Origin of the sequence: Fictibacillus sp. b24, assembly GCF_030348825.1 — a bacterium.
In the GTDB taxonomy this organism is placed as follows: Bacteria; Bacillota; Bacilli; order Bacillales; family Fictibacillaceae; genus Fictibacillus.
Window position 1 is genome coordinate 332663 of the sequence record NZ_JAUCES010000005.1, and the last position, 18902, is coordinate 351564.

Genomic DNA, 18902 nt, shown 5'->3' on the forward strand with positions numbered 1-18902 from the left:
TAGGCGCAAATAGGTGTCTCACCTGTCACACTGATCCCCCAGGAGTCTCGCATCTTACACTCCTATCAACTTGTCAATGATGACTTTGGAAGAGTACCTGGCAGTCATGTCCCATCTTCAAACAGGTTACGCTAACAGAACCAGTCTATATTTTTTATTCATGAAACCGATGATATACTTAATAGAATAACGTTATCCCAGATGAAAATGGGGAAAGATAGAATATGAGGTGAAGCCGCCATGAATAGGAACGTTTTATTTATTTGTACAGGCAATACATGCCGCAGCCCGATGGCAGAGGCGATTTTACGTGAAAAAGGAAAAGGCAAGTTCAACGTTAAGTCTGCAGGCGTTTTTGCTGGAAATGGTGCAGTGATGAGCTCGAATGCTTCACACGCCCTTTCTGAGAGAAAGATAAAAGAAAGCCATCAGTCACAAGGCGTATCCGATTATCTGATCGAATGGGCGGACCTCATATTAACAATGACAGAAAGCCACAAACATGCTCTTGTCGGACGATGGCCGGATGCTGTGAATAAGACGTACACATTAAAAGAATATGTTCTCGATGAGGAAGATCAAAAGAGAATTGAAGAGATCTATGAGCTGTACACAGAGATCGAGATGCTGAAGCTTCAATATATGTCAAAGGATTCTGCGGATGAAGAAGTGAGACAAGCATTTGAGAAAGAAGTAAGGCCGCTTGTTGAAAGACGAATGAAACTAGAAAGTACTGTTCCGTCTCTAGACATTACTGATCCGTTCGGCGGGCCTCTCCACCTTTATCAAGAAACAAGAGATGAAATTGAAGCACTTATTGAAAAATTAATGAAAAAAGACGATAGCAAGAAGTAGTGAGACATAATTCAGTAAGGCTGTCCTAAATTGCCGTGAAGTGACATTGTACAGGCGATAAGGACAGAATATAATGGAAAAAAGTATGAGAGAGCAGGTGCACGCAACATGAAAGTAGCAATTGGATCAGATCACGCCGGAGTTGAATTACGAAAAGAGATCATCGCCATGATAGAAGAACTGGGCATGGAAGTAGAAGATGTTGGCTGTGAATGCGATACTTCTGTAGATTACCCAGACTATGCTATCCCTGTAGCTGAAAAAGTTGCCAACGGTGAAGCGGATCGTGGAATCTTAATCTGCGGTACGGGTATCGGAATGAGCATTGCGGCAAACAAGGTAAAAGGAATCCGCTGCGCGCTTGTTCATGATCTGTTCAGTGCAAAAGCAACAAGACAGCATAACGACAGCAATGTACTTGCCATGGGTGAACGTGTCATTGGGCCAGGTCTCGCTTTGGAAATCGCAAAAGTATGGCTAACGACAGAATATGAAGGCGGACGCCACGGTCGCCGTGTGGGTAAAATCTCTCAATACGAAGGCCAATAGCAGTACAGCTATTAACCCATAAAATGAAGGGAAGACCATCTAATGAGCGATGAGCTCCAACAAATTCAAGACCAAGTCCTGAATGTTTTGCAAGATCTGCAAAAGCATGCACAATTAAGACCGTCTCAATTATTAGTAGTAGGCGCAAGTACAAGCGAAGTAATTGGTGAACGAATTGGCACATCAGGCACGATGGATACAGCGGGTGCACTTTACCGAGGTATCGTAGCGTTTCAAGAGGAAACAGGAGTTGCACTTGCCGTGCAGTGCTGTGAGCACTTGAATCGTGCGCTCGTTATGGAGCGTGAAGATGCAGAAAAACGAGGCTATGAAGAAGTCCGGGTCGTTCCTGCTCGCTCAGCAGGAGGTGCGTTGGCAACACATGCCTTCCACCACATGAACGAACCTGTGATCGTTGAATATATAAAAGCCGACGCAGGCATCGATATCGGTGACACCTTTATCGGGATGCACTTGAAGCATGTTGCCGTGCCTGTGCGCAGTGAAGTGAAGAAGGTTGGCGCTGCGCATGTGACGTTGGCGAAAACCCGTCCGAAGCTGATCGGCGGCGAACGCGCAGTGTATCCGAGCAAAGAAGACATTCGATGTTTTTAGTTAGTGGAAAGCCCTCTTGATGAGGGCTTTTTTATTTGAGCTAGTGAAGGGTAGGAGGGCGCGGTTAACGGCGGAAGAGGCGAAAATTGTCGAGGATTGTAGACTCGTGGATAAACAGCCAAAACTTTTGGATTCAGCCCTAAAATTCGTGGATTGAAGTACAAAACTCGTGGATTCATGGGCATTTTTTGTGGAATTACGGTTATCAAGGCTGATTTCAGCTGGTTTTGATGTCCTTCTCGTGCTTCCAAACCAATGATTTGAAGCTTGGCACCCGCCAAGCACCCTAATTATGTTCGATTTCGTAGTGAATCCACTCTGAATTGATGTTTTTCCCGCCCATCTTCTTATAAAGAGCTTGTGCAGATGTATTATCGATGGCGGTTTGCCAAGACATGTATGCATAGCCTTCCTTTTTCGTATATTCAAGCACATGCAAGAACAGTTTTTCACCTAAACCTGCACCACGAAACTCAGAATCTACAAATAAATCATTCAAAATGGCGATTTTTTGCACGCGCGTCGTGCTGAACGAAAAGTAAAGTGTAGCAAACGCTGCTAATCGGCCGTCCTCTGTTTCTGCTACAAATTGTGTTCCTGCTTCATCCGAAACTAGCAGGTGTTTAATATGATCCTGCAGTTTTGTTCCTTCAGGTGTTTTTCCTTTATAAAAGTCAACGATATAACGAAGCATTAAGCCATTCAGCTGCTCTACATCCTCTAAAACGACAGGACGAATTTTAAAAGTTTCCATCTTCTGCATCTCCTTTAATATCACTTCCATAACGAAAGAAGCGTTCATTTTACATCTATATTAAGTGATTCTTAGAGAACTGAATAGTATGATTAATGGGATGAAGTGGAATCGTGAATTGTCTGGCAAGGGCATACTATTGCTGCTTCCTTTTTGAAATGTGAAAGGAGAGGTTACTTTGAGGAATTATGCGATCGGAATTGATATTGGAACAACGAGTACAAAGGTCGTTCTTTTTGATGAAAAAGGCGCGGCAGTCGCTCATCATTCAAAAAACTATCCGCTGCTTTCTGAAGAACCGGGTGCAGCGGAACAAAATCCGAATGAAATTTATGAAGCAGTTGTTTATTGCTTAAGAGAAACGGTAAGAAAGAGCGGGGATCTGGCTAGTAGAATCAGCTTTCTCTCATTTAGTACAGCCATGCATTCCTTGATCGCCGTCGACAGTGAGGGAACACCGCTCACAAACAGCATCACATGGGCAGATATCCGTAGTGAACCTTATGCGGCTGCCTTCAAATCAAGTGCAGAAGCTATTGATCTGTATAAACGGACTGGTGTGCCGCTGCATCCGATGACACCATTCTTTAAATTACAGTGGTTAAAAAGGGAATCACCTGAAGTCTTCCAAAAAGCAGCTAAGTTTGTTGGTATAAAGGATTACATACTCTACCGGTGGTTTGGTGAGTGGATAACCGATTATGCATCAGCCGCAGCGACTGGTCTATGGAACTTGGAATCAAAAACGTGGGACGCGGAAGCGCTGCAAATAGCGGATATCACGCCGGATAAACTACCTGATCTTCAGCCAACTACTTATTATTGGGACACGCTTTCTGAAGTGCTTTTAAAGAAATCAGGCCTCGATCAATCTGTAAAAGTTGTAATTGGTTCAACAGACGGACCATTATCCAACCTTGGTGTCGGAGCGATCTCACCTGGAGATGTCGCGGTAACAATAGGGACGAGCGGTGCGATTCGAACAACATCCTCGGCACCTATATTAGATACAGAAGGCCGCACGTTCTCTTATCCGCTGACAGAAAATCTTTGGGTATCAGGCGGACCGGTTAATAACGGTGGGATAGCGTTTCAATGGATTCATGATGTTTTGCAAAAAGACCGCGATCCTGCCTATGAAAAACTGTCTGCTGAAGCGGATCAGATAGAGCCAGGTGCAGAAGGACTTCTGTTTCTGCCTTATCTAACGGGGGAACGGGCTCCTTTATGGGAGGCACAAGCGAAAGCTTCTTTTATCGGTCTTACCCTTCGCCATACTCAAAAACACATGGTGCGTGCAGTGCTGGAAGGAACGATTCTGAACTTATACAGTGTGTATGCTCTGATTAAAGATCATGTTGAAGGTGAAGATGTTAAGATATTTGCGACAGGCGGTTTTACGAATTCTCCTCTATGGAAACAGATTTTAGCAGACGTTTTTCAAACAGAGGTGAGTATACCGGAACATAGGGAAAGCTCATGTCTCGGAGCAGTCTTGCTTGGCCGATTTGCAATCGGGGAAACAGAGACATTACAAGAGGCACCTTCTGAAACGAAACAATACGAAGAAATCGTACCGAATAAGGAGCATCAGCAAGTCTATCAAGAACTGTTCGTCCTCCATCAATCCCTTTCTAATGTGATTCAGACACAATACGGGGCGTTGCATGATTTTCAAAATAAACATAAAAAAGAGAGCGGAGAATAATTCCGCTCTTGGTTTTAGTTGATATATGTCGCATTGATTAACGGAAGTCCAGACTTAGCGTCTTTGCCATTTTTAACATTTCCGTAAACCGTAATTTCTGAACCTTCTTTAAAACTGCTATCCATCGTAAAGTTCATCACTTTGAACGTTGTGGCGCCAACTTTCATCTCAAAACTGCTGCCCATGCCTTTTTCTTCATGAGCAGTTACAGTTCCCGTTGCTTTAATAATTTTTTCATTATAAGCACTAGGATCTGATTCAAGCGCACTTGGATCTAACTGAACCGCATTTTTCTCCATATTTTTGATAACCTCAGCTTGTTGACCAGCTAGATCATCCTTCGTGTTTTGATCTTCATTTGCTCTTTTTTCTGTTTCTTCCTTCGCTTCAGGCTTTGCTTTTTCTTCGCTGCAGCCTGCTAGTGCTAGTACTAAAACAAGGAGACTTGCTCCAAACCACTTTCTCATCATGCAAAAACACCCCTTAATATATCACTCTATCTCTATTATGTATCATCATACCATGTTCATCCCTATCAAATAAAATGAATTTTCACACTTGTGCATTTCCTCTTACAACTTAAAGCATTAACGTGTAAGATATAGGGGTATGTTACAATCATAATAATTTTTCACATAAGGTAAGGGGGAAGCGAAATTGAACCATTTGAAAACAGCTGATCAAGAAGTCTACCAATCCATTATGGATGAATTGCACCGCCAGCGTACGAAAATCGAATTGATTGCTTCTGAAAACTTTGTAAGCCAAGCCGTAATGGAAGCTCAAGGCTCCGTTCTAACGAATAAATACGCTGAAGGCTACCCGTCTAAACGCTATTATGGCGGATGTGAACACGTGGATGTTGTTGAGAATTTAGCAAGAGACCGCGCGAAGAAAATTTTTGGTGCGGAACATGCTAACGTTCAGCCTCACTCTGGTGCACAAGCGAACATGGCCGTTTATTTTACGATTTTAGAGCAAGGTGACACTGTACTCGGAATGAACCTTTCTCATGGCGGTCACTTAACACACGGAAGTGCTGTGAACTTCTCAGGAATTCAATACAATTTTGTTGAGTATGGTGTAGATGCTGAGAAAAACGTGATCGATTATGAAGATGTTCGTCAAAAAGCCCTTGAACACCGTCCAAAGCTGATTGTAGCAGGAGCGAGCGCTTATCCGCGTGCGATCGATTTTGCAAAGTTCCGCGAGATCGCCGATGAAGTTGAAGCTTACCTTATGGTGGATATGGCCCACATCGCAGGACTTGTAGCGGCTGGACTTCACCAAAATCCAGTTCCTTATGCAGATTTTGTAACAACAACTACACACAAAACACTTCGCGGTCCTCGCGGAGGAATGATTTTATGTAAAGAAGAATTCGCGAAAAAAATTGATAAATCCATCTTCCCGGGCATTCAAGGCGGTCCTTTGATGCACGTAATCGCTGCAAAAGCGGTATCGTTCGGGGAAGTGTTAACAGATGAGTTCAAAAGCTATGCTGAGCAGATCGTGAAAAACGCAAAACGCCTGGCAGAGTCTTTGAAAAAAGAAGGCATCACACTTGTTTCTGACGGCACAGACAATCACTTGATTCTGATCAACGTGAGCGAGCTTGCGCTAACAGGGAAAGTGGCTGAAAAAGCACTAGATGATATCGGGATCACCGTGAACAAGAACACGATTCCATTTGATAAAGAAAGCCCGTTTGTAACGAGCGGTATCCGTATCGGAACAGCAGCGGTAACTTCACGCGGTTTTGTTGAAGAAGACATGGACGAGATCGCTGCAATTATGGCTTCTGTATTGAAGAACATCGAAGACGAAACAACGTTGAAAGATGCAGAGGCACGCGTTGAAAAGCTAGCAGGAAAATATAAGCTGTACGAATAAAAAATAGAGATTAAAAAACCAGTTTCTAAGCAGAAACTGGTTTTCTTTGTATAACAGGTTCTTTTACCATATTCTTACGAGCAGGTATTGGAATAATATATTGATGCTTTGGAAGGTATTGAATCAGTTTTACTAGTGCTAGGCTGCCAAATAAAACAGCGAAAAACATAATAGGCATCATTCTTGTCTGCCATACGCCTGCAGGAAGAATTTGAATAAACATAATAAGAACAAAAGGATGTAACAGATAAATACCCATTGAAAACTTACCGATCGCTTGAAGTGAAGTTCTCACAAAGTTTAACTGACTAACATAACTATACAGTCCAATCGTAGCAAAACTTAAGAGCGGGATATTAATCATGTTTGTAGCTCTTCTTGATGAAATGGAACCGATTGTCTTGTATTCATAAATTGCCCCTACATATACTCCAATTACGGCAAGTACAAGGAGAATCGTGTTTTTCTTAGTCCATCTAGAAATGGGTTTCCAATAGTAAGCTAAAAAACCCCCAAATACAAAGTAAAAAATCCAGTGAAATAAAAAGACTTTATCAACCATTACAGTTTCAATAATTCCTGACACGAGGGGGATATCCTTCGTGATAAAAAAGTAATAACTTGAGAAAGCAGATAGTCCTAGAGCGATCCACCATGCAATACCATTTCTGATAAATTGCAAGACAGGGAAAATCAAATAAAACTGAACAACTATGGCCATAAAGTATAAATGATAAAACGATTGCCCTAATGTGAAATTATAAAGAAATACTTTAGGATCTGTAGGGAATTTCCCACCAAGAATATACACAGTTACGAGCTGGTAAAATAAACTCCAAATAATAAAAGGTAATATAATCTTAGTTGTTCTGGATGAGACAAATTTTTTGAAAACAAACCCTTTTTTATTAATCGAATTAAAAAGTAAAAATCCACTTATGACAGCAAATGTAGGTGTACCAAAACGTCCTAGTTGATTAAAGAAATAAGTAAACCAATTAAAAACTCCGTCCGCTTGATTATAATACGTTGCAGATACATGAACGAATAAAACACCGATACATGCGAACGCTCTTAAAAAGTGAATTTCATTGAAATATTCTTTAGTTGCTACATTTTTATTCACTTTTTACATCCTCTCTATAAACAAAAAGTTTTGTACGATAAAAATGAACCCTTATAATCTTCGTTAATCATATAAGAAAACAAAGGGTGAAACATCTTGAAATATATGGATTTTCATATAAGGGAATTCAGATTGCTTCACTATAACAAACTAATATTAAGATAGTATTAAGGTATTGAAAAAACTTTTTTTCAAAAAAAGTGATCCAAATAAAAACTCTCTCCGTTAGCTAAGTGTAAAAAACAAAAAAGGAGAGATTACCTATGAAAATGAAAAAAGCACTTTTAGCAGTACCGTTAAGTGTGTCTCTATTAATCCCTACATTCTCGGTGGCTAATGCACATGGTCACGAAAGTCACAGCAAAGGCGCGATGTCAGCAGAAGTGACAAACCCGGCAATCGATCTTCGTGCTTCACTTGATACTCTTCTTTCTGAACATGCATTTCTAGCAGTTGTTGCGATGCAAAAAGGAATTGACGGAAAAGAAGACTTTGAAGCAGCAGCCGGACAGTTGAACCAAAATACAGAGGCACTTTCAGCAGCAGTTGGATCTGTTTACGGTGAAGAAGCTGGAGCACAGTTTAAAGAAATCTGGAGCAGCCATATCGGCTATTTCGTAGACTATGTAACAGCAACAGCTGAAAATAACGAAGAAGGAAGAAAGCAGGCACTTGCGGAATTGGATAAATACCGTGTGACGCAAGCGGATTTCCTTGATAAAGCAACAGAAGGCAGATTAAAAGCGAAAGACCTTGAAGAAGGTTTGAAAGTCCACGTTGACCAACTGGTCTGGGCTTTTGAAAGCTATAGAACAGGGGACTACGACAAAGCGTATGACAATATTTCAGAAGCGATGCACCACATGTTCATGACAGGTAAAGGTTTGTCTTGGGCAATCACGGATCAGTTTCCTGATAAGTTCGAAAACAAATCAGTAGATACTCCTGCAGCTGATCTTCGCGCAGACTTAAACAGCGTATTCTCCGCACACGCAGCATTAGCCGCATTAACGATGCAAAAAGGAATCGATGGCGCGAAAGACTTTGAAGCCGCAGCAGCAGAACTAAATGAAAACACAGATGACATCACAGCGGCTGTAGAATCAGTGTACGGTGCAGAAGGTGCAGCACAGTTTAAAGAAATTTGGAGCAGCCACATCGGCTATTTCGTAAATTACGTAACAGCAACAGCTGAAAACAACGAAGAAGGCAAGAAACAAGCGATGGCTGAATTGGACAAGTACCGTGCTGAACAAGCTAAGTTCTTAGACACGGCAACAGAAGGACGTCTAAAAGCAGCTGACTTAGAAGAAGGCTTAAAAGTACACGTAGACCAATTACTAGCAGCGTTTAACAGCTACACAGGAAAAGATTACCCTGCAGCATACAAGAATATCTCTGAAGCTTATGCTCACATGTTCGGTGTAGGACAAGCGATGTCTGGTGCGATCGTTGATCAATTCCCGGATAAGTTTGCTGGCCAAAAGCCATCCGAAATGCCGAAAACAGGTATGGGCGGCATGAGCCAAACTTCAAATGATGCAGTTCTTTGGAGCCTGTTCGGATTGATTCTGGCTTCTGCTACAACAGCTATGATTCTCCGCAGAAAAGCAACAAACCATTAATAAGAGTAAAGAGTGGAGGACGAATGAGTCCTCCATCTTTTCTATCTAATTGAGATGGAAAGGAAGGTTTTTTATGAAAAAAATAGTTGCGGGCATTCTTTTAGCTGGGCTGATTGTAAGCGGCTGTTCAAATGCTGATGTGAATGATAAAAATGAGGCTACTAATAAACCTGCCGAATCTGTGAAAAAGCAAGAGCAGCAGGAAGAAGTGGCATCTTCTTCTACTAATTTGACACCGCCTAAAGGATTAAAGCTAAAAGCAGATACAGAGGGAATAACACCTTCTGCGATTGAAATTCCAGCATTGAATATTAACACTGAAATTGAAAAAGTCGGTACGTTGAAAAATGGACAGATGGGTGTTCCTAAAGGAATGGATACCGTAGGCTGGTTTGGTGACGGGGCGAAACCCGGGTCGCCGGGAAATGCTGTAATCGCAGGGCATGTTGACAGTAAGACAGGTCCAGCTGTGTTTTATAAACTAGAAGACCTTGAAAAAGGCGATGAAGTGATCGTTAAAAACAAAGACGGCAAAACACTGACTTTTGAAGTAACAGGAAAAGAAAAATACGACAGAAAAAACGCGCCTGTCGATAAAATATTCGACTATTCGTATGGAAGCAAGCTGAACTTAATAACCTGTACCGGTACCTTTAATCGTGATGAAGGCACGCATGAAGAGAGATTGGTTGTTTATACAGAGTTGAAAACGGATAAGTAAGAGAATGAAAATCATAGAGTATCAAAATTATCCAAAAGCATCCATTCGTTTGGGTGTTTTTTTGATGTGCGGTTGAGGGAGAACTAAGTGGACAGTATTATTGCGGAAGTGGACAGTAAAATCGGAAAAGTGGACAGTAATATAGTCGAAGTGGACAGTAAAATCAGAAAAGTGGACAGTAAACTTCATTTTGGGCTCAATTCTCCCACGAGGGCAGCAAGCAGATAGAAAGTTTTTTCAGGATTTCACCTCTGAATTCAGGGAATAGTAGTAGAAGAGTTTATATGTAAAATTTGGAGTCTAATTTCTGGTCATCAGCCGCTAATTTTCCTTGAAGTAGATGTTGTTTTTCTGTACAATGCTAGAGATGCTTTTTGAACGACAATAAAAGTTACATAAGGAGAGGTGCTTAAACATGAGCAATGTATATGTCCTTGATCATCCGTTAATTCAGCATAAATTAACATACATCCGTGATGAAAGAACGGGTACAAAAGAATTCCGCGAGCTTGTTGATGAGGTAGCGGGACTGATGGCTTTTGAAATTACACGTGACCTTCCATTGCAAGAAGTAACTGTAAAAACGCCGGTTGCTGAAGCGACAATGAAAACAATCGCTGGGAAAAAATTAGGGCTAGTACCGATCCTTCGTGCAGGACTTGGAATGGTAGACGGAATCCTCAAGCTGATTCCAGCAGCAAAAGTTGGACATGTTGGTCTTTACCGAGATCCTGAAACACTAACACCGATCGAATACTACGTGAAGCTTCCTTCAGATGTGGAAGAGCGTGATTTCATCGTGATCGATCCGATGCTTGCTACAGGTGGATCTGCAGCTGCAGCAATCGAGTCGATTAAGAAGCGCGGCGCGAAAAACATTAAGCTTATGTGCTTAGTAGCAGCTCCAGAAGGTGTTAAAGTGATTCAAGAAGAGCACCCAGACGTTGATATTTTCTTAGCAGCACTTGATGAAAAATTAAACGACCACGGATACATCGTTCCAGGTCTTGGCGACGCTGGAGATCGTTTATTCGGAACAAAATAAGACGGAAAAATGATGAAACTGACTCGATGGAAGGTGAAAAAACCTCTGTCGGGTCATTTTTTTATTTTAAGCGTGCAATAATCTTCCCTGAACATAATGAAATTTTGCTACGAATAGATGGCTGCGCGAGAAAAGCCTCGAGGCGCGCGGAAATAATGTGAATACGCGTGAAACTTCGGCAAAGGTGCGCGTAACTTTGTCGAACACGCGCGCAAACAAAGCAATCCTGCGCGAACGTTTTCTAAAAGATTATTGTTACTTTCAAACCTTATTTTTATGTTCTTCTGTGACAGTTGATTGGAGTGCAAGGTGCGTGCCTACCACCTGAGAAACTTCTTGCAAGGCATGCGACGAGGAATTCTACATCGATAGAGTTTGCTTGTAGACGCAGGAGCAAGAATACTTCCATAGGCGGGCAGGTGAGACACTTAAAAGTGAAACGTACAAATGTGGCTCACCGCCTGCCCCGCGGAAAGCGAGCATCTGGAACGGAAATCAACCACTTCCAATAAAAAAGAAGGCTGACCGTCAGCCTTCTTACCAATAGTTGAATTAGTTCATCTCCTCAAACTTCATATCCATCAGCTTGTTGTCGTCATGCATCACGCCGACTTTTACAAGATGTTTCTTATCCTTTTGATACACCGTAAAATCAAAGTAATCTGTTATGGTGCCATCCGGACTTACGCGTCGTGTATCGTACTGATAATCGCTCACTTTGCTGTTCGGATACTTTTTTCTTGTTTCAGCTAGGGCCATCTTGCCCCATTTTGCATAATCTTTTTGTGTCACAGATGAATTCATATCGTCTGTAGGGGTCTGGTCATTATATTGAACGTTTAATGGTTTCGTACGATCGTTCTCAACATTGTTTCTCATATCTGTAGACTCTTCCGTCGGCTTCTTGTCATTGTTCATGCAGCCACTTGCCACAAAAACTGAGATCGCTGCAAATAAAATAATTACTTTTTGTTTCATGTCGAACAAGCTCCTTCACATATATTTAATGTAAGTATTTATCAAAAGCAGTTAATTATTCAGGAAAATGGTAATAGTAGGAATAAGTAGTAAACAAAGTGAATAATAAACCATTGTAACAAGCCACAAAATTTCCACAATTTATTTAATAAACCGTCCCGGAAGTCGTTGACATAGAAATGTCACTATTGTATTCTTACAAAGGGAATATGGTAAGGTTTACATTCTTGTTATTTCAAGGTTTTTCAAGAAAAAAATTACCAAGTTTCCATTAGGAAGGAGTCCATACGATATGAGCAACGGGAAACGCCCTTATAAAGCGATGGCTTTAATGTCTGGCATTCTTTCTCAGCTTGTTGGATGCATTTTGGTTGGACTTTTTGGAGGGAAATGGCTGGACGAGAAAGTCGGCAATGAATTTCCAATCTTCCTTATCATCGGGTTGTTTCTAGGTCTTGGAACAGGTGTTTACGGGATGATCCGCTTAATATCGAAGTTTTCAGGGGACGGGCAATGATGAATGAGTACAAATCAGTGTTTTTCAAATACATAAAGTACACATTGTATCTTCTCTCTCTTTTATTCGTCGGTTATGCTGTCACTCCTTATAAAGCCATCTTTTTAGGACTGGCTCTAGGAACTGTGTTCAGTCTCTATAATCTTTGGAGCATGTACTCAAAGATCGAAAGAATGGGACAAGCAGTTATTCAGCAGAAAAGAGTGAAAACACTCGGTTCACTTTCAAGACTCCTCTTTGCAGGGTTAGCGGTGCTCATCGCGATGAAATACCCGGAACATTTTCATTTATTAAGTGTGGTAGTGGGATTGATGTCAGTCTACATTATCATGTTAATAGATTCACTAACTCAAAGCTTCAGCACTCAAAAGGAAAAGAGGTGAACATAGGTGGAACATGGTGCAGTTACAGCTGATTTTCTAGGTTTGACTTTTAATCTGTCAAACGTACTAATGATCACAGTTTCATCCGTTATTGTTTTCCTTATTGCGGTACTCGCTACTCGAACCCTGTCAATGCGACCAGGAGGAATGCAAAACTTCCTTGAATGGGTAGTCGATTTCGTAAAAGGAATCATCAACAGCACAATGGATTGGCATACGGGCGGACGCTTTTTAGCTTTAGGACTTACACTAATTATGTATATTTTCGTTGCCAACATGCTGGGATTACCTTTTGCAGTAGTAGTCGACCATAATCTATGGTGGAAATCCCCTACTGCAGACCCGACCATTACATTGACTCTAGCAGTTATGGTAGTGGCTCTATCACACTATTACGGTGTGAGAATGAAAGGGTTCAAGGAATATGGATCTGAATTCTTCAAGCCAATGAAGTTCTTGTTCCCACTAAAGATTATTGAAGAGTTTGCGAACACATTAACGCTTGGTCTTCGTCTTTACGGAAACATCTTCGCTGGTGAGATGCTTTTAGGTCTATTAGTAGGTTTAACTAAGATGGGTATTTTTGCTGGCGTGCTAGGAATCTTCCCACTAATCGTGTGGCAAGGCTTCTCCGTTTTCGTTGGTGCCATCCAAGCATTTATCTTCACGATGCTAACAATGGTTTACTTGGCTCACAAAGTAAGTCACGATCACTAATTATCGGGAAAAATCAAGCTTCTATATATAGAAGCCCATTTTCATAAAAACTTTAATGGAATTCAGAAGGGAGAAATTTTATCATGAATCTTATTGCAGCTGCAATCGCGGTAGGTCTAGCGGCACTTGGTGCTGGTATTGGTAACGGTTTAATCGTAGGACGTACAGTTGAGGGGATCGCTCGTCAACCAGAACTACGTGGTACTCTTCAAACAACAATGTTCATCGGGGTTGCGTTAGTTGAAGCACTTCCAATCATCGGTGTAGTTATTGCGTTCATCGCTCTTGGCGCTGAGTAATCTAACAACCACTGTTTATTACGATTTCTATAATGGCGAAGCAAGTTTCCGTAGTGAGACTACCCTTCGCCATTCCTTATGTATGATTGATTGAAGGGAGGAAATGGTGTGCAAAACTTAATTCTAGGTGCTGCTGCAGGTGGAGGCCTGAACACAGGTGATATTCTTTACCAGCTGGCTGCATTTTTAATCCTACTAGTATTATTGCGTAAATACGCATGGGGCCCATTAATGGGAATCATGAAAGAGCGCCAATCACATATCAACAGCGAAATTGATGCGGCTGAAAAATCCCGTCAAGAAGCTAAAAGCTATCTGGAGACTCAAGTTGAAGAGTTGAAGAAAGCGAAAGATGAAGCAAAAGCTATTATCGATAATGCGAAAAAGCAAGGCGAAGCACAAGGTGAAGCAATTATTAAAGCATCTCGTGACGAAGCTGAGCGTGTGAAAGAAGCTGCATTGGCTGAAATCGCTTCTGAGAAAGAAAAAGCAGTTGCAACACTTCGTCAAGAAGTTGCTACTCTATCCGTTAAAATCGCTTCTAAAGTTATTGCAAAAGAACTTGATGAAAGCTCTCAGGAGAAGCTCATTAACGAATACCTTCAAGAGGTAGGCGAGTCTCGATGAGCAAAGATCAAGCAATCGTAGCAAAACGTTATGCATTAGCACTATTTGAAGTAGTTGGTGTTACGAAACTTGAAGATACAGTTTCAGAATTGCGCCTTGTGAAAAACGTACTGGAGATCAACAAAGATCTTCAAAAAGTTTTATCGCATCCAAAAGTATCAAAAGATCAGAAGAAAGAACTGATCAAAGAGAGCGTTGGAGCTGACCTTTCTACTGCTGTAATGAACACGATCTATCTGATGGTAGACCGCAACCGTTACACATACATCACAGAGATGGCAGCGCAGTTCATTGAATTAGCAAATGAGGCACAAGGCGTTGCCGACGCAAATGTATACTCTGTACGTCCTTTATCAGACTCAGAGATACAAAAGTTGGAGCAAACGTTTGCTGCCCGAGTCGGCAAAAGAGCGTTGCGCATTAATAATATTGTAGATCCTTCCCTTGTTGGAGGAATCAAAATCCGCATTGGCAACCGTATTTTTGACGGAAGCATCAGCGGAAAGTTGAATCGAATGGAACGTCAATTAGCTTCTAACGGAAGCTGAGAGGATAGGGGTGAAATTCATGAGCATTAAAGCTGAAGAAATCAGTGCTTTAATAAAAAAACAGATTGAAAACTATCAATCTGAGATCGAAGTTAATGATGTGGGTACAGTTATCCAGGTCGGTGACGGTATTGCCCGTGCCCATGGATTAGATAACGTAATGGCTGGTGAGCTTGTTGAATTTTCTAACGGTGTAATGGGTATGGCCCAAAACCTTGAAGAAAACAACGTAGGTATCATCATTCTTGGGCCTTACCAAGAAATTCGTGAAGGTGACGAAGTAAAACGTACAGGACGCATCATGGAAGTTCCTGTAGGTGAAGAGCTTCTTGGCCGTGTAGTTAACCCTCTTGGACAGCCGATCGACGGTAAAGGTCCAGTTGCGACTACAAAAACTCGTCCTATCGAGCAAAAAGCTCCAGGCGTAATGGCTCGTAAATCAGTACATGAGCCGCTTCAAACAGGTATCAAAGCGATTGACGCACTTGTGCCAATCGGACGCGGACAACGTGAGCTTATCATCGGTGACCGTCAAACAGGTAAAACAGCTGTAGCGATCGATACGATCCTTAACCAAAAAGATCAAGATATGATCTGTATCTATGTAGCGATCGGACAAAAAGAATCAACAGTTGCGGGCGTTGTAGAAACACTTCGTCAACACGGAGCGCTTGATTACACAATCGTTGTATCAGCATCTGCTTCTCAACCTGCACCAATGTTGTTCCTAGCTCCTTATGCTGGGGTATCTATGGCTGAAGAATTCATGTGGGCTGGTAAGCACGTATTGATCATTTATGATGATCTTTCTAAGCAAGCTGCAGCTTATCGTGAGCTTTCCTTGCTACTTCGCCGTCCTCCAGGCCGTGAAGCTTATCCAGGGGACGTATTCTACCTTCACTCACGTTTACTAGAGCGTGCTGCGAAGCTGAATGACGAGCTAGGCGGCGGATCGATCACAGCGCTTCCGTTCATCGAAACGCAAGCATCTGACGTATCTGCTTATATTCCAACAAACGTTATCTCTATCACAGACGGACAGATTTTCTTACAATCTGACTTGTTCTTCTCCGGTGTTCGTCCGGCGATCAACGCAGGTATCTCCGTTTCTCGTGTAGGGGGAGCTGCTCAGATCAAAGCGATGAGCAAAGTATCTGGTACACTTCGTCTGGATCTTGCTTCATACCGTGAGCTTGAAGCATTCGCTCAGTTCGGATCTGACCTTGATAAAGCAACTCAAGCAAAACTTAACCGTGGTGCACGTACTGTTGAAGTACTTAAGCAAGGACTTCACAAGCCGCTAAAAGTTGAGCACCAAGTTGCAATCCTTTATGCATTGACTCGTGGTTACATTGATGATGTAGCTGTTGAAGATGTAAACCGCTTTGAAGAAGCGCTTTACGCTCACATGGAAGCTAACTCTAAAGACGTTCTTGATGCAATCAAGACATCTGGAAAACTTCCTGGTGACGACAGCCTAGACGAAGCGATCAAAGCATTCAAAAAGACATTCGCGTAAGATTTTAAATAGACTTTAAAGCAGCGGTACGGCGGTTAGCCGTGCCCTGCAACCAGCTTACTATGTTTAAAATGAGGTTAACCGATTTTTAAACTACCCATAAAGGTGGTGAAAATGAATGGCATTGAAAGATATTAAAGCACGTATTGACTCTACTAAAAAGACAATGCAGATCACAAAAGCGATGGAGATGGTTTCAGCTGCAAAGCTAAACCGTGCTGAGCAAAATGCAAAATCTTTCGGCCCTTACGTGGACAAGATCCAAGAAGTGGTTGGAAGCATCGCATCTGGCAGCAACGCGAAACACTCCATGCTTTTAACACGACCAGTGAAGAAGACGGGCTATTTCGTCGTTACAGCTGACCGTGGATTGGCAGGAGCTTATAACTCGAATATTTTGCGCCACGTTTATCGTACGATTCAAGAGCGTCACAAGTCACCAGATGAGTACGCATTGATCGTAATCGGTAAAGTGGGTGTGAACTTTTTCAAAAGCCGTAAGATGTCTATCTTGGACAGCATCACAGGTGTGGCAGACCAGCCATCCTTTGCTGAGATTAAGGCGATCGCATCAAAGGCAGTAGGTCTTTATGCGGACGGGACATTTGATGAGCTTTACATGTATTACAACCATTTTGTAAGTGCCATTCAGAGCGATCTGACGGAGAAGAAGCTTCTTCCGTTAACAGATATCGCTGCAACAAAATCAAAATCTTCTTATGAGTATGAACCATCAGAGGACGAGATCCTTGAAGTGCTTCTTCCTCAATATGCAGAGAGCTTGATTTATGGTGCTTTACTTGATGCGAAAGCAGCCGAGCATGCTTCTCGTATGACTGCGATGAGAAATGCAACGGATAACGCTAATGAACTGATCGGCCAATTGAACCTCTCGTACAACCGTGAGCGTCAAGCAGCCATCACTCAGGAAATTACGGAAATCGTCGGCGGTGTAGCAGCTCTAGAATAGACTTTTATTTAAAAAGTGATTCTAGCAGCTAATGTGCAAAGTAAGATAGGAGGGAAACCGATGAATAAAGGCTATATTACTCAAATTCTTGGACCGGTCGTTGACGTAAAGTTTGAAGGCCAGCTTCCAGAATTGCTTAACGCTTTAACTGTTAGCGCTGAGGGTGTTGACTTAACACTAGAAGTAGCACTTCACCTTGGTGATAACATGGTTCGTACAATCGCAATGGATTCAACGGATGGTCTTGTTCGTGGGATGGAAATCGCTGACTCAGGTAAGCCGATTTCTGTACCAGTAGGTGAAGCAACACTTGGACGCGTATTTAACGTAACAGGTGATCACATTGACCTTGGTGAGGCAGTACCGGCAGATGTTCGCCGTGACCCAATTCACCGTTCAGCACCTTCTTTTGAAGAATTAACAACAAAAACTGAGATTCTTGAAACAGGAATCAAGGTAGTTGACCTTATCGCTCCATACGTAAAAGGTGGAAAAATCGGTCTTTTCGGTGGTGCGGGTGTAGGTAAAACAGTTCTTATCCAGGAGCTAATCAACAACATCGCACAAGAGCACGGTGGTATCTCCGTATTCGCAGGTGTTGGTGAGCGTACTCGTGAAGGGAATGACCTTTACCACGAGATGAGCGACTCTGGTGTTATCAAGAAGACGGCAATGGTATTCGGACAAATGAACGAGCCGCCTGGAGCACGTGCACGTATCGCTCTTTCTGGTTTGACAATGGCTGAATTCTTCCGTGACGAACAAGGACAAGACGTTCTTTTCTTCGTAGATAATATCTTCCGTTTCACGCAAGCAGGTTCTGAAGTATCTGCCCTTCTTGGCCGTATGCCATCAGCGGTAGGTTACCAGCCGACTCTTGCAACTGAGATGGGTCAATTACAAGAGCGTATCACATCTACGAAAAAAGGTTCTGTAACATCTATCCAAGCAATCTATGTACCTGCCGATGACTATACGGATCCGGCTCCAGCTACAGCGTTTGCTCACTTAGATGCAACAACAAACCTTGAGCGTAAACTAACAGCTATGGGTATCTATCCAGCGGTAGATCCTTTGGCTTCGACTTCACGTGCACTTTCTCCTGAGATCGTTGGAGAAGAGCATTATGAAGTAGCTCGTAAAGTACAGGCTACTTTACAGCGTTATAAAGAACTTCAAGATATCATCGCAATCCTAGGTATGGACGAGCTTTCTGAAGACGATAAGCTTGTTGTACACCGTGCGCGTCGTATCCAGTTCTTCTTATCTCAAAACTTCCACGTTGCAGAACAATTTACAGGACAAAAAGGTTCATACGTTCCTGTTAAAGATACAGTTCGTGGATTCAAAGAAATCCTTGAAGGAAAATACGATGATCTTCCGGAATCAGCGTTCCATCTCGTAGGCTCTATTGAGGATGCTATTGAAAAAGCAAAAACTTTGGCCTAATGCC

22 protein-coding genes are annotated in these 18902 nt (G+C 42.2%); 18 read left to right on the forward strand and 4 right to left on the reverse strand.

Annotation, left to right across the window (positions count from 1 at the left end):
* The first annotated feature begins 240 nt into the window (after positions 1 to 240).
* The 3 genes from QUF49_RS01805 (at position 241) to QUF49_RS01815 (ending at position 2019) form a co-directional block, all read left to right on the forward strand.
* On the forward strand, positions 241 to 855 hold the full coding sequence (locus QUF49_RS01805; RefSeq protein ID WP_289494046.1) for a low molecular weight protein arginine phosphatase: 615 nt from the start codon (positions 241 to 243) through the stop codon (positions 853 to 855).
* Positions 856 to 963: 108 nt separating this feature from the next.
* A complete protein-coding gene (gene rpiB, locus QUF49_RS01810) occupies positions 964 to 1404 on the forward strand; it encodes a ribose 5-phosphate isomerase B (RefSeq protein WP_289494047.1) in 441 nt (146 codons plus the stop codon).
* 42 nt (positions 1405 to 1446) lie between these two features.
* The gene (locus QUF49_RS01815; RefSeq protein WP_289494048.1) at positions 1447 to 2019 is read left to right on the forward strand and encodes a TIGR01440 family protein; all 573 of its coding nucleotides are present in this window, start codon (positions 1447 to 1449) and stop codon (positions 2017 to 2019) included.
* 286 nt (positions 2020 to 2305) lie between these two features.
* On the opposite strand, the gene QUF49_RS01820 is transcribed toward QUF49_RS01815, so the two are convergent.
* The gene (locus QUF49_RS01820; RefSeq protein ID WP_289494049.1) at positions 2306 to 2773 is read right to left on the reverse strand and encodes a GNAT family N-acetyltransferase; all 468 of its coding nucleotides are present in this window, start codon (positions 2771 to 2773) and stop codon (positions 2306 to 2308) included.
* A gap of 178 nt (positions 2774 to 2951) precedes the next feature.
* Here QUF49_RS01820 and QUF49_RS01825 point away from each other — a divergent pair, with 178 nt between their 5' ends.
* Positions 2952 to 4481, forward strand: coding sequence for a gluconokinase (locus tag QUF49_RS01825; protein WP_289494050.1), 1530 nt, complete (start codon positions 2952 to 2954; stop codon positions 4479 to 4481).
* Positions 4482 to 4495: 14 nt separating this feature from the next.
* On the opposite strand, the gene QUF49_RS01830 is transcribed toward QUF49_RS01825, so the two are convergent.
* Positions 4496 to 4951, reverse strand: a complete 456-nt coding sequence (locus QUF49_RS01830; RefSeq protein WP_289494051.1) for a hypothetical protein — start codon at positions 4949 to 4951, stop codon at positions 4496 to 4498.
* A gap of 187 nt (positions 4952 to 5138) precedes the next feature.
* Here QUF49_RS01830 and glyA point away from each other — a divergent pair, with 187 nt between their 5' ends.
* Positions 5139 to 6374, forward strand: a complete 1236-nt coding sequence (glyA, locus tag QUF49_RS01835; protein WP_289494052.1) for a serine hydroxymethyltransferase — start codon at positions 5139 to 5141, stop codon at positions 6372 to 6374.
* Between the two features lie 25 nt (positions 6375 to 6399).
* On the opposite strand, the gene QUF49_RS01840 is transcribed toward glyA, so the two are convergent.
* On the reverse strand, positions 6400 to 7500 hold the full coding sequence (locus QUF49_RS01840) for an acyltransferase (RefSeq protein WP_289494053.1): 1101 nt from the start codon (positions 7498 to 7500) through the stop codon (positions 6400 to 6402).
* A 263-nt stretch (positions 7501 to 7763) separates the two neighbouring features.
* Here QUF49_RS01840 and QUF49_RS01845 point away from each other — a divergent pair, with 263 nt between their 5' ends.
* The 4 genes from QUF49_RS01845 (at position 7764) to QUF49_RS01860 (ending at position 11403) form a co-directional block, all read left to right on the forward strand.
* Positions 7764 to 9125 carry a copper amine oxidase gene (locus tag QUF49_RS01845; protein WP_289494054.1) on the forward strand — a complete coding sequence of 454 codons (1362 nt, stop codon included), beginning with the start codon at positions 7764 to 7766 and terminating at the stop codon, positions 9123 to 9125.
* Between the two features lie 73 nt (positions 9126 to 9198).
* Positions 9199 to 9846 (forward strand): class F sortase, encoded by a 648-nt coding sequence (locus QUF49_RS01850; protein WP_289494055.1) that lies wholly within the window; start codon positions 9199 to 9201, stop codon positions 9844 to 9846.
* A gap of 415 nt (positions 9847 to 10261) precedes the next feature.
* Positions 10262 to 10891, forward strand: a complete 630-nt coding sequence (gene upp, locus QUF49_RS01855) for a uracil phosphoribosyltransferase (RefSeq protein WP_066244766.1) — start codon at positions 10262 to 10264, stop codon at positions 10889 to 10891.
* A 293-nt stretch (positions 10892 to 11184) separates the two neighbouring features.
* The gene (locus QUF49_RS01860) at positions 11185 to 11403 is read left to right on the forward strand and encodes a hypothetical protein (RefSeq protein WP_289494056.1); all 219 of its coding nucleotides are present in this window, start codon (positions 11185 to 11187) and stop codon (positions 11401 to 11403) included.
* Between the two features lie 40 nt (positions 11404 to 11443).
* On the opposite strand, the gene QUF49_RS01865 is transcribed toward QUF49_RS01860, so the two are convergent.
* Positions 11444 to 11869, reverse strand: a complete 426-nt coding sequence (locus QUF49_RS01865) for a DUF3889 domain-containing protein (protein WP_289494057.1) — start codon at positions 11867 to 11869, stop codon at positions 11444 to 11446.
* A 292-nt stretch (positions 11870 to 12161) separates the two neighbouring features.
* Between QUF49_RS01865 and QUF49_RS01870 the strand changes: the two genes are divergently transcribed.
* From QUF49_RS01870 to atpD, 9 genes are all read left to right on the forward strand, one after another.
* Complete coding sequence (locus QUF49_RS01870; protein WP_066244770.1) at positions 12162 to 12386, forward strand: AtpZ/AtpI family protein; 225 nt, start codon at positions 12162 to 12164, stop codon at positions 12384 to 12386.
* Complete coding sequence (locus QUF49_RS01875) at positions 12383 to 12769, forward strand: ATP synthase subunit I (protein ID WP_289494058.1); 387 nt, start codon at positions 12383 to 12385, stop codon at positions 12767 to 12769. Before QUF49_RS01870 ends, QUF49_RS01875 begins: the two co-directional genes overlap by 4 nt.
* A gap of 6 nt (positions 12770 to 12775) precedes the next feature.
* Complete coding sequence (atpB, locus tag QUF49_RS01880; protein ID WP_289494059.1) at positions 12776 to 13486, forward strand: F0F1 ATP synthase subunit A; 711 nt, start codon at positions 12776 to 12778, stop codon at positions 13484 to 13486.
* 83 nt (positions 13487 to 13569) lie between these two features.
* Positions 13570 to 13785, forward strand: coding sequence for a F0F1 ATP synthase subunit C (atpE, locus tag QUF49_RS01885; protein WP_130293109.1), 216 nt, complete (start codon positions 13570 to 13572; stop codon positions 13783 to 13785).
* A gap of 108 nt (positions 13786 to 13893) precedes the next feature.
* Positions 13894 to 14412 (forward strand): F0F1 ATP synthase subunit B, encoded by a 519-nt coding sequence (gene atpF, locus QUF49_RS01890; protein WP_289494060.1) that lies wholly within the window; start codon positions 13894 to 13896, stop codon positions 14410 to 14412.
* Positions 14409 to 14960 (forward strand): F0F1 ATP synthase subunit delta, encoded by a 552-nt coding sequence (locus QUF49_RS01895; protein ID WP_289494061.1) that lies wholly within the window; start codon positions 14409 to 14411, stop codon positions 14958 to 14960. Before atpF ends, QUF49_RS01895 begins: the two co-directional genes overlap by 4 nt.
* Before the next feature lie 19 nt (positions 14961 to 14979).
* Positions 14980 to 16479, forward strand: coding sequence for a F0F1 ATP synthase subunit alpha (gene atpA / locus QUF49_RS01900; protein ID WP_289494062.1), 1500 nt, complete (start codon positions 14980 to 14982; stop codon positions 16477 to 16479).
* Positions 16480 to 16597: 118 nt separating this feature from the next.
* Positions 16598 to 17449: an ATP synthase F1 subunit gamma gene (gene atpG / locus QUF49_RS01905; protein ID WP_289494063.1), complete on the forward strand. Its 852-nt coding sequence runs from the start codon at positions 16598 to 16600 to the stop codon at positions 17447 to 17449.
* A gap of 60 nt (positions 17450 to 17509) precedes the next feature.
* Entirely contained in the window at positions 17510 to 18898 is a 1389-nt protein-coding gene (gene atpD / locus QUF49_RS01910; protein WP_289494064.1) for a F0F1 ATP synthase subunit beta, read from the forward strand.
* Positions 18899 to 18902 lie beyond the last annotated feature (4 nt).

Excerpts from the sequence above, each read along its gene's own strand:
- atpD (WP_289494064.1), top strand. The coding sequence starts at position 17,510 with ATGAATAAAGGCTATATTACTCAAATTCTTGGACCGGTCGTTGACGTA.
- QUF49_RS01805 (WP_289494046.1), top strand. The coding sequence starts at position 241 with ATGAATAGGAACGTTTTATTTATTTGTACAGGCAATACATGCCGCAGC.
- upp (WP_066244766.1), top strand. The coding sequence starts at position 10,262 with ATGAGCAATGTATATGTCCTTGATCATCCGTTAATTCAGCATAAATTA.
- QUF49_RS01820 (WP_289494049.1), bottom strand. The coding sequence starts at position 2,773 with ATGGAAACTTTTAAAATTCGTCCTGTCGTTTTAGAGGATGTAGAGCAG.
- QUF49_RS01870 (WP_066244770.1), top strand. The coding sequence starts at position 12,162 with ATGAGCAACGGGAAACGCCCTTATAAAGCGATGGCTTTAATGTCTGGC.
- QUF49_RS01830 (WP_289494051.1), bottom strand. The coding sequence starts at position 4,951 with ATGATGAGAAAGTGGTTTGGAGCAAGTCTCCTTGTTTTAGTACTAGCA.
- atpE (WP_130293109.1), top strand. The coding sequence starts at position 13,570 with ATGAATCTTATTGCAGCTGCAATCGCGGTAGGTCTAGCGGCACTTGGT.
- rpiB (WP_289494047.1), top strand. The coding sequence starts at position 964 with ATGAAAGTAGCAATTGGATCAGATCACGCCGGAGTTGAATTACGAAAA.
- atpG (WP_289494063.1), top strand. The coding sequence starts at position 16,598 with ATGGCATTGAAAGATATTAAAGCACGTATTGACTCTACTAAAAAGACA.
- QUF49_RS01815 (WP_289494048.1), top strand. The coding sequence starts at position 1,447 with ATGAGCGATGAGCTCCAACAAATTCAAGACCAAGTCCTGAATGTTTTG.
- QUF49_RS01850 (WP_289494055.1), top strand. The coding sequence starts at position 9,199 with ATGAAAAAAATAGTTGCGGGCATTCTTTTAGCTGGGCTGATTGTAAGC.
- QUF49_RS01875 (WP_289494058.1), top strand. The coding sequence starts at position 12,383 with ATGATGAATGAGTACAAATCAGTGTTTTTCAAATACATAAAGTACACA.
- QUF49_RS01865 (WP_289494057.1), bottom strand. The coding sequence starts at position 11,869 with ATGAAACAAAAAGTAATTATTTTATTTGCAGCGATCTCAGTTTTTGTG.
- atpA (WP_289494062.1), top strand. The coding sequence starts at position 14,980 with ATGAGCATTAAAGCTGAAGAAATCAGTGCTTTAATAAAAAAACAGATT.
- QUF49_RS01845 (WP_289494054.1), top strand. The coding sequence starts at position 7,764 with ATGAAAATGAAAAAAGCACTTTTAGCAGTACCGTTAAGTGTGTCTCTA.
- QUF49_RS01895 (WP_289494061.1), top strand. The coding sequence starts at position 14,409 with ATGAGCAAAGATCAAGCAATCGTAGCAAAACGTTATGCATTAGCACTA.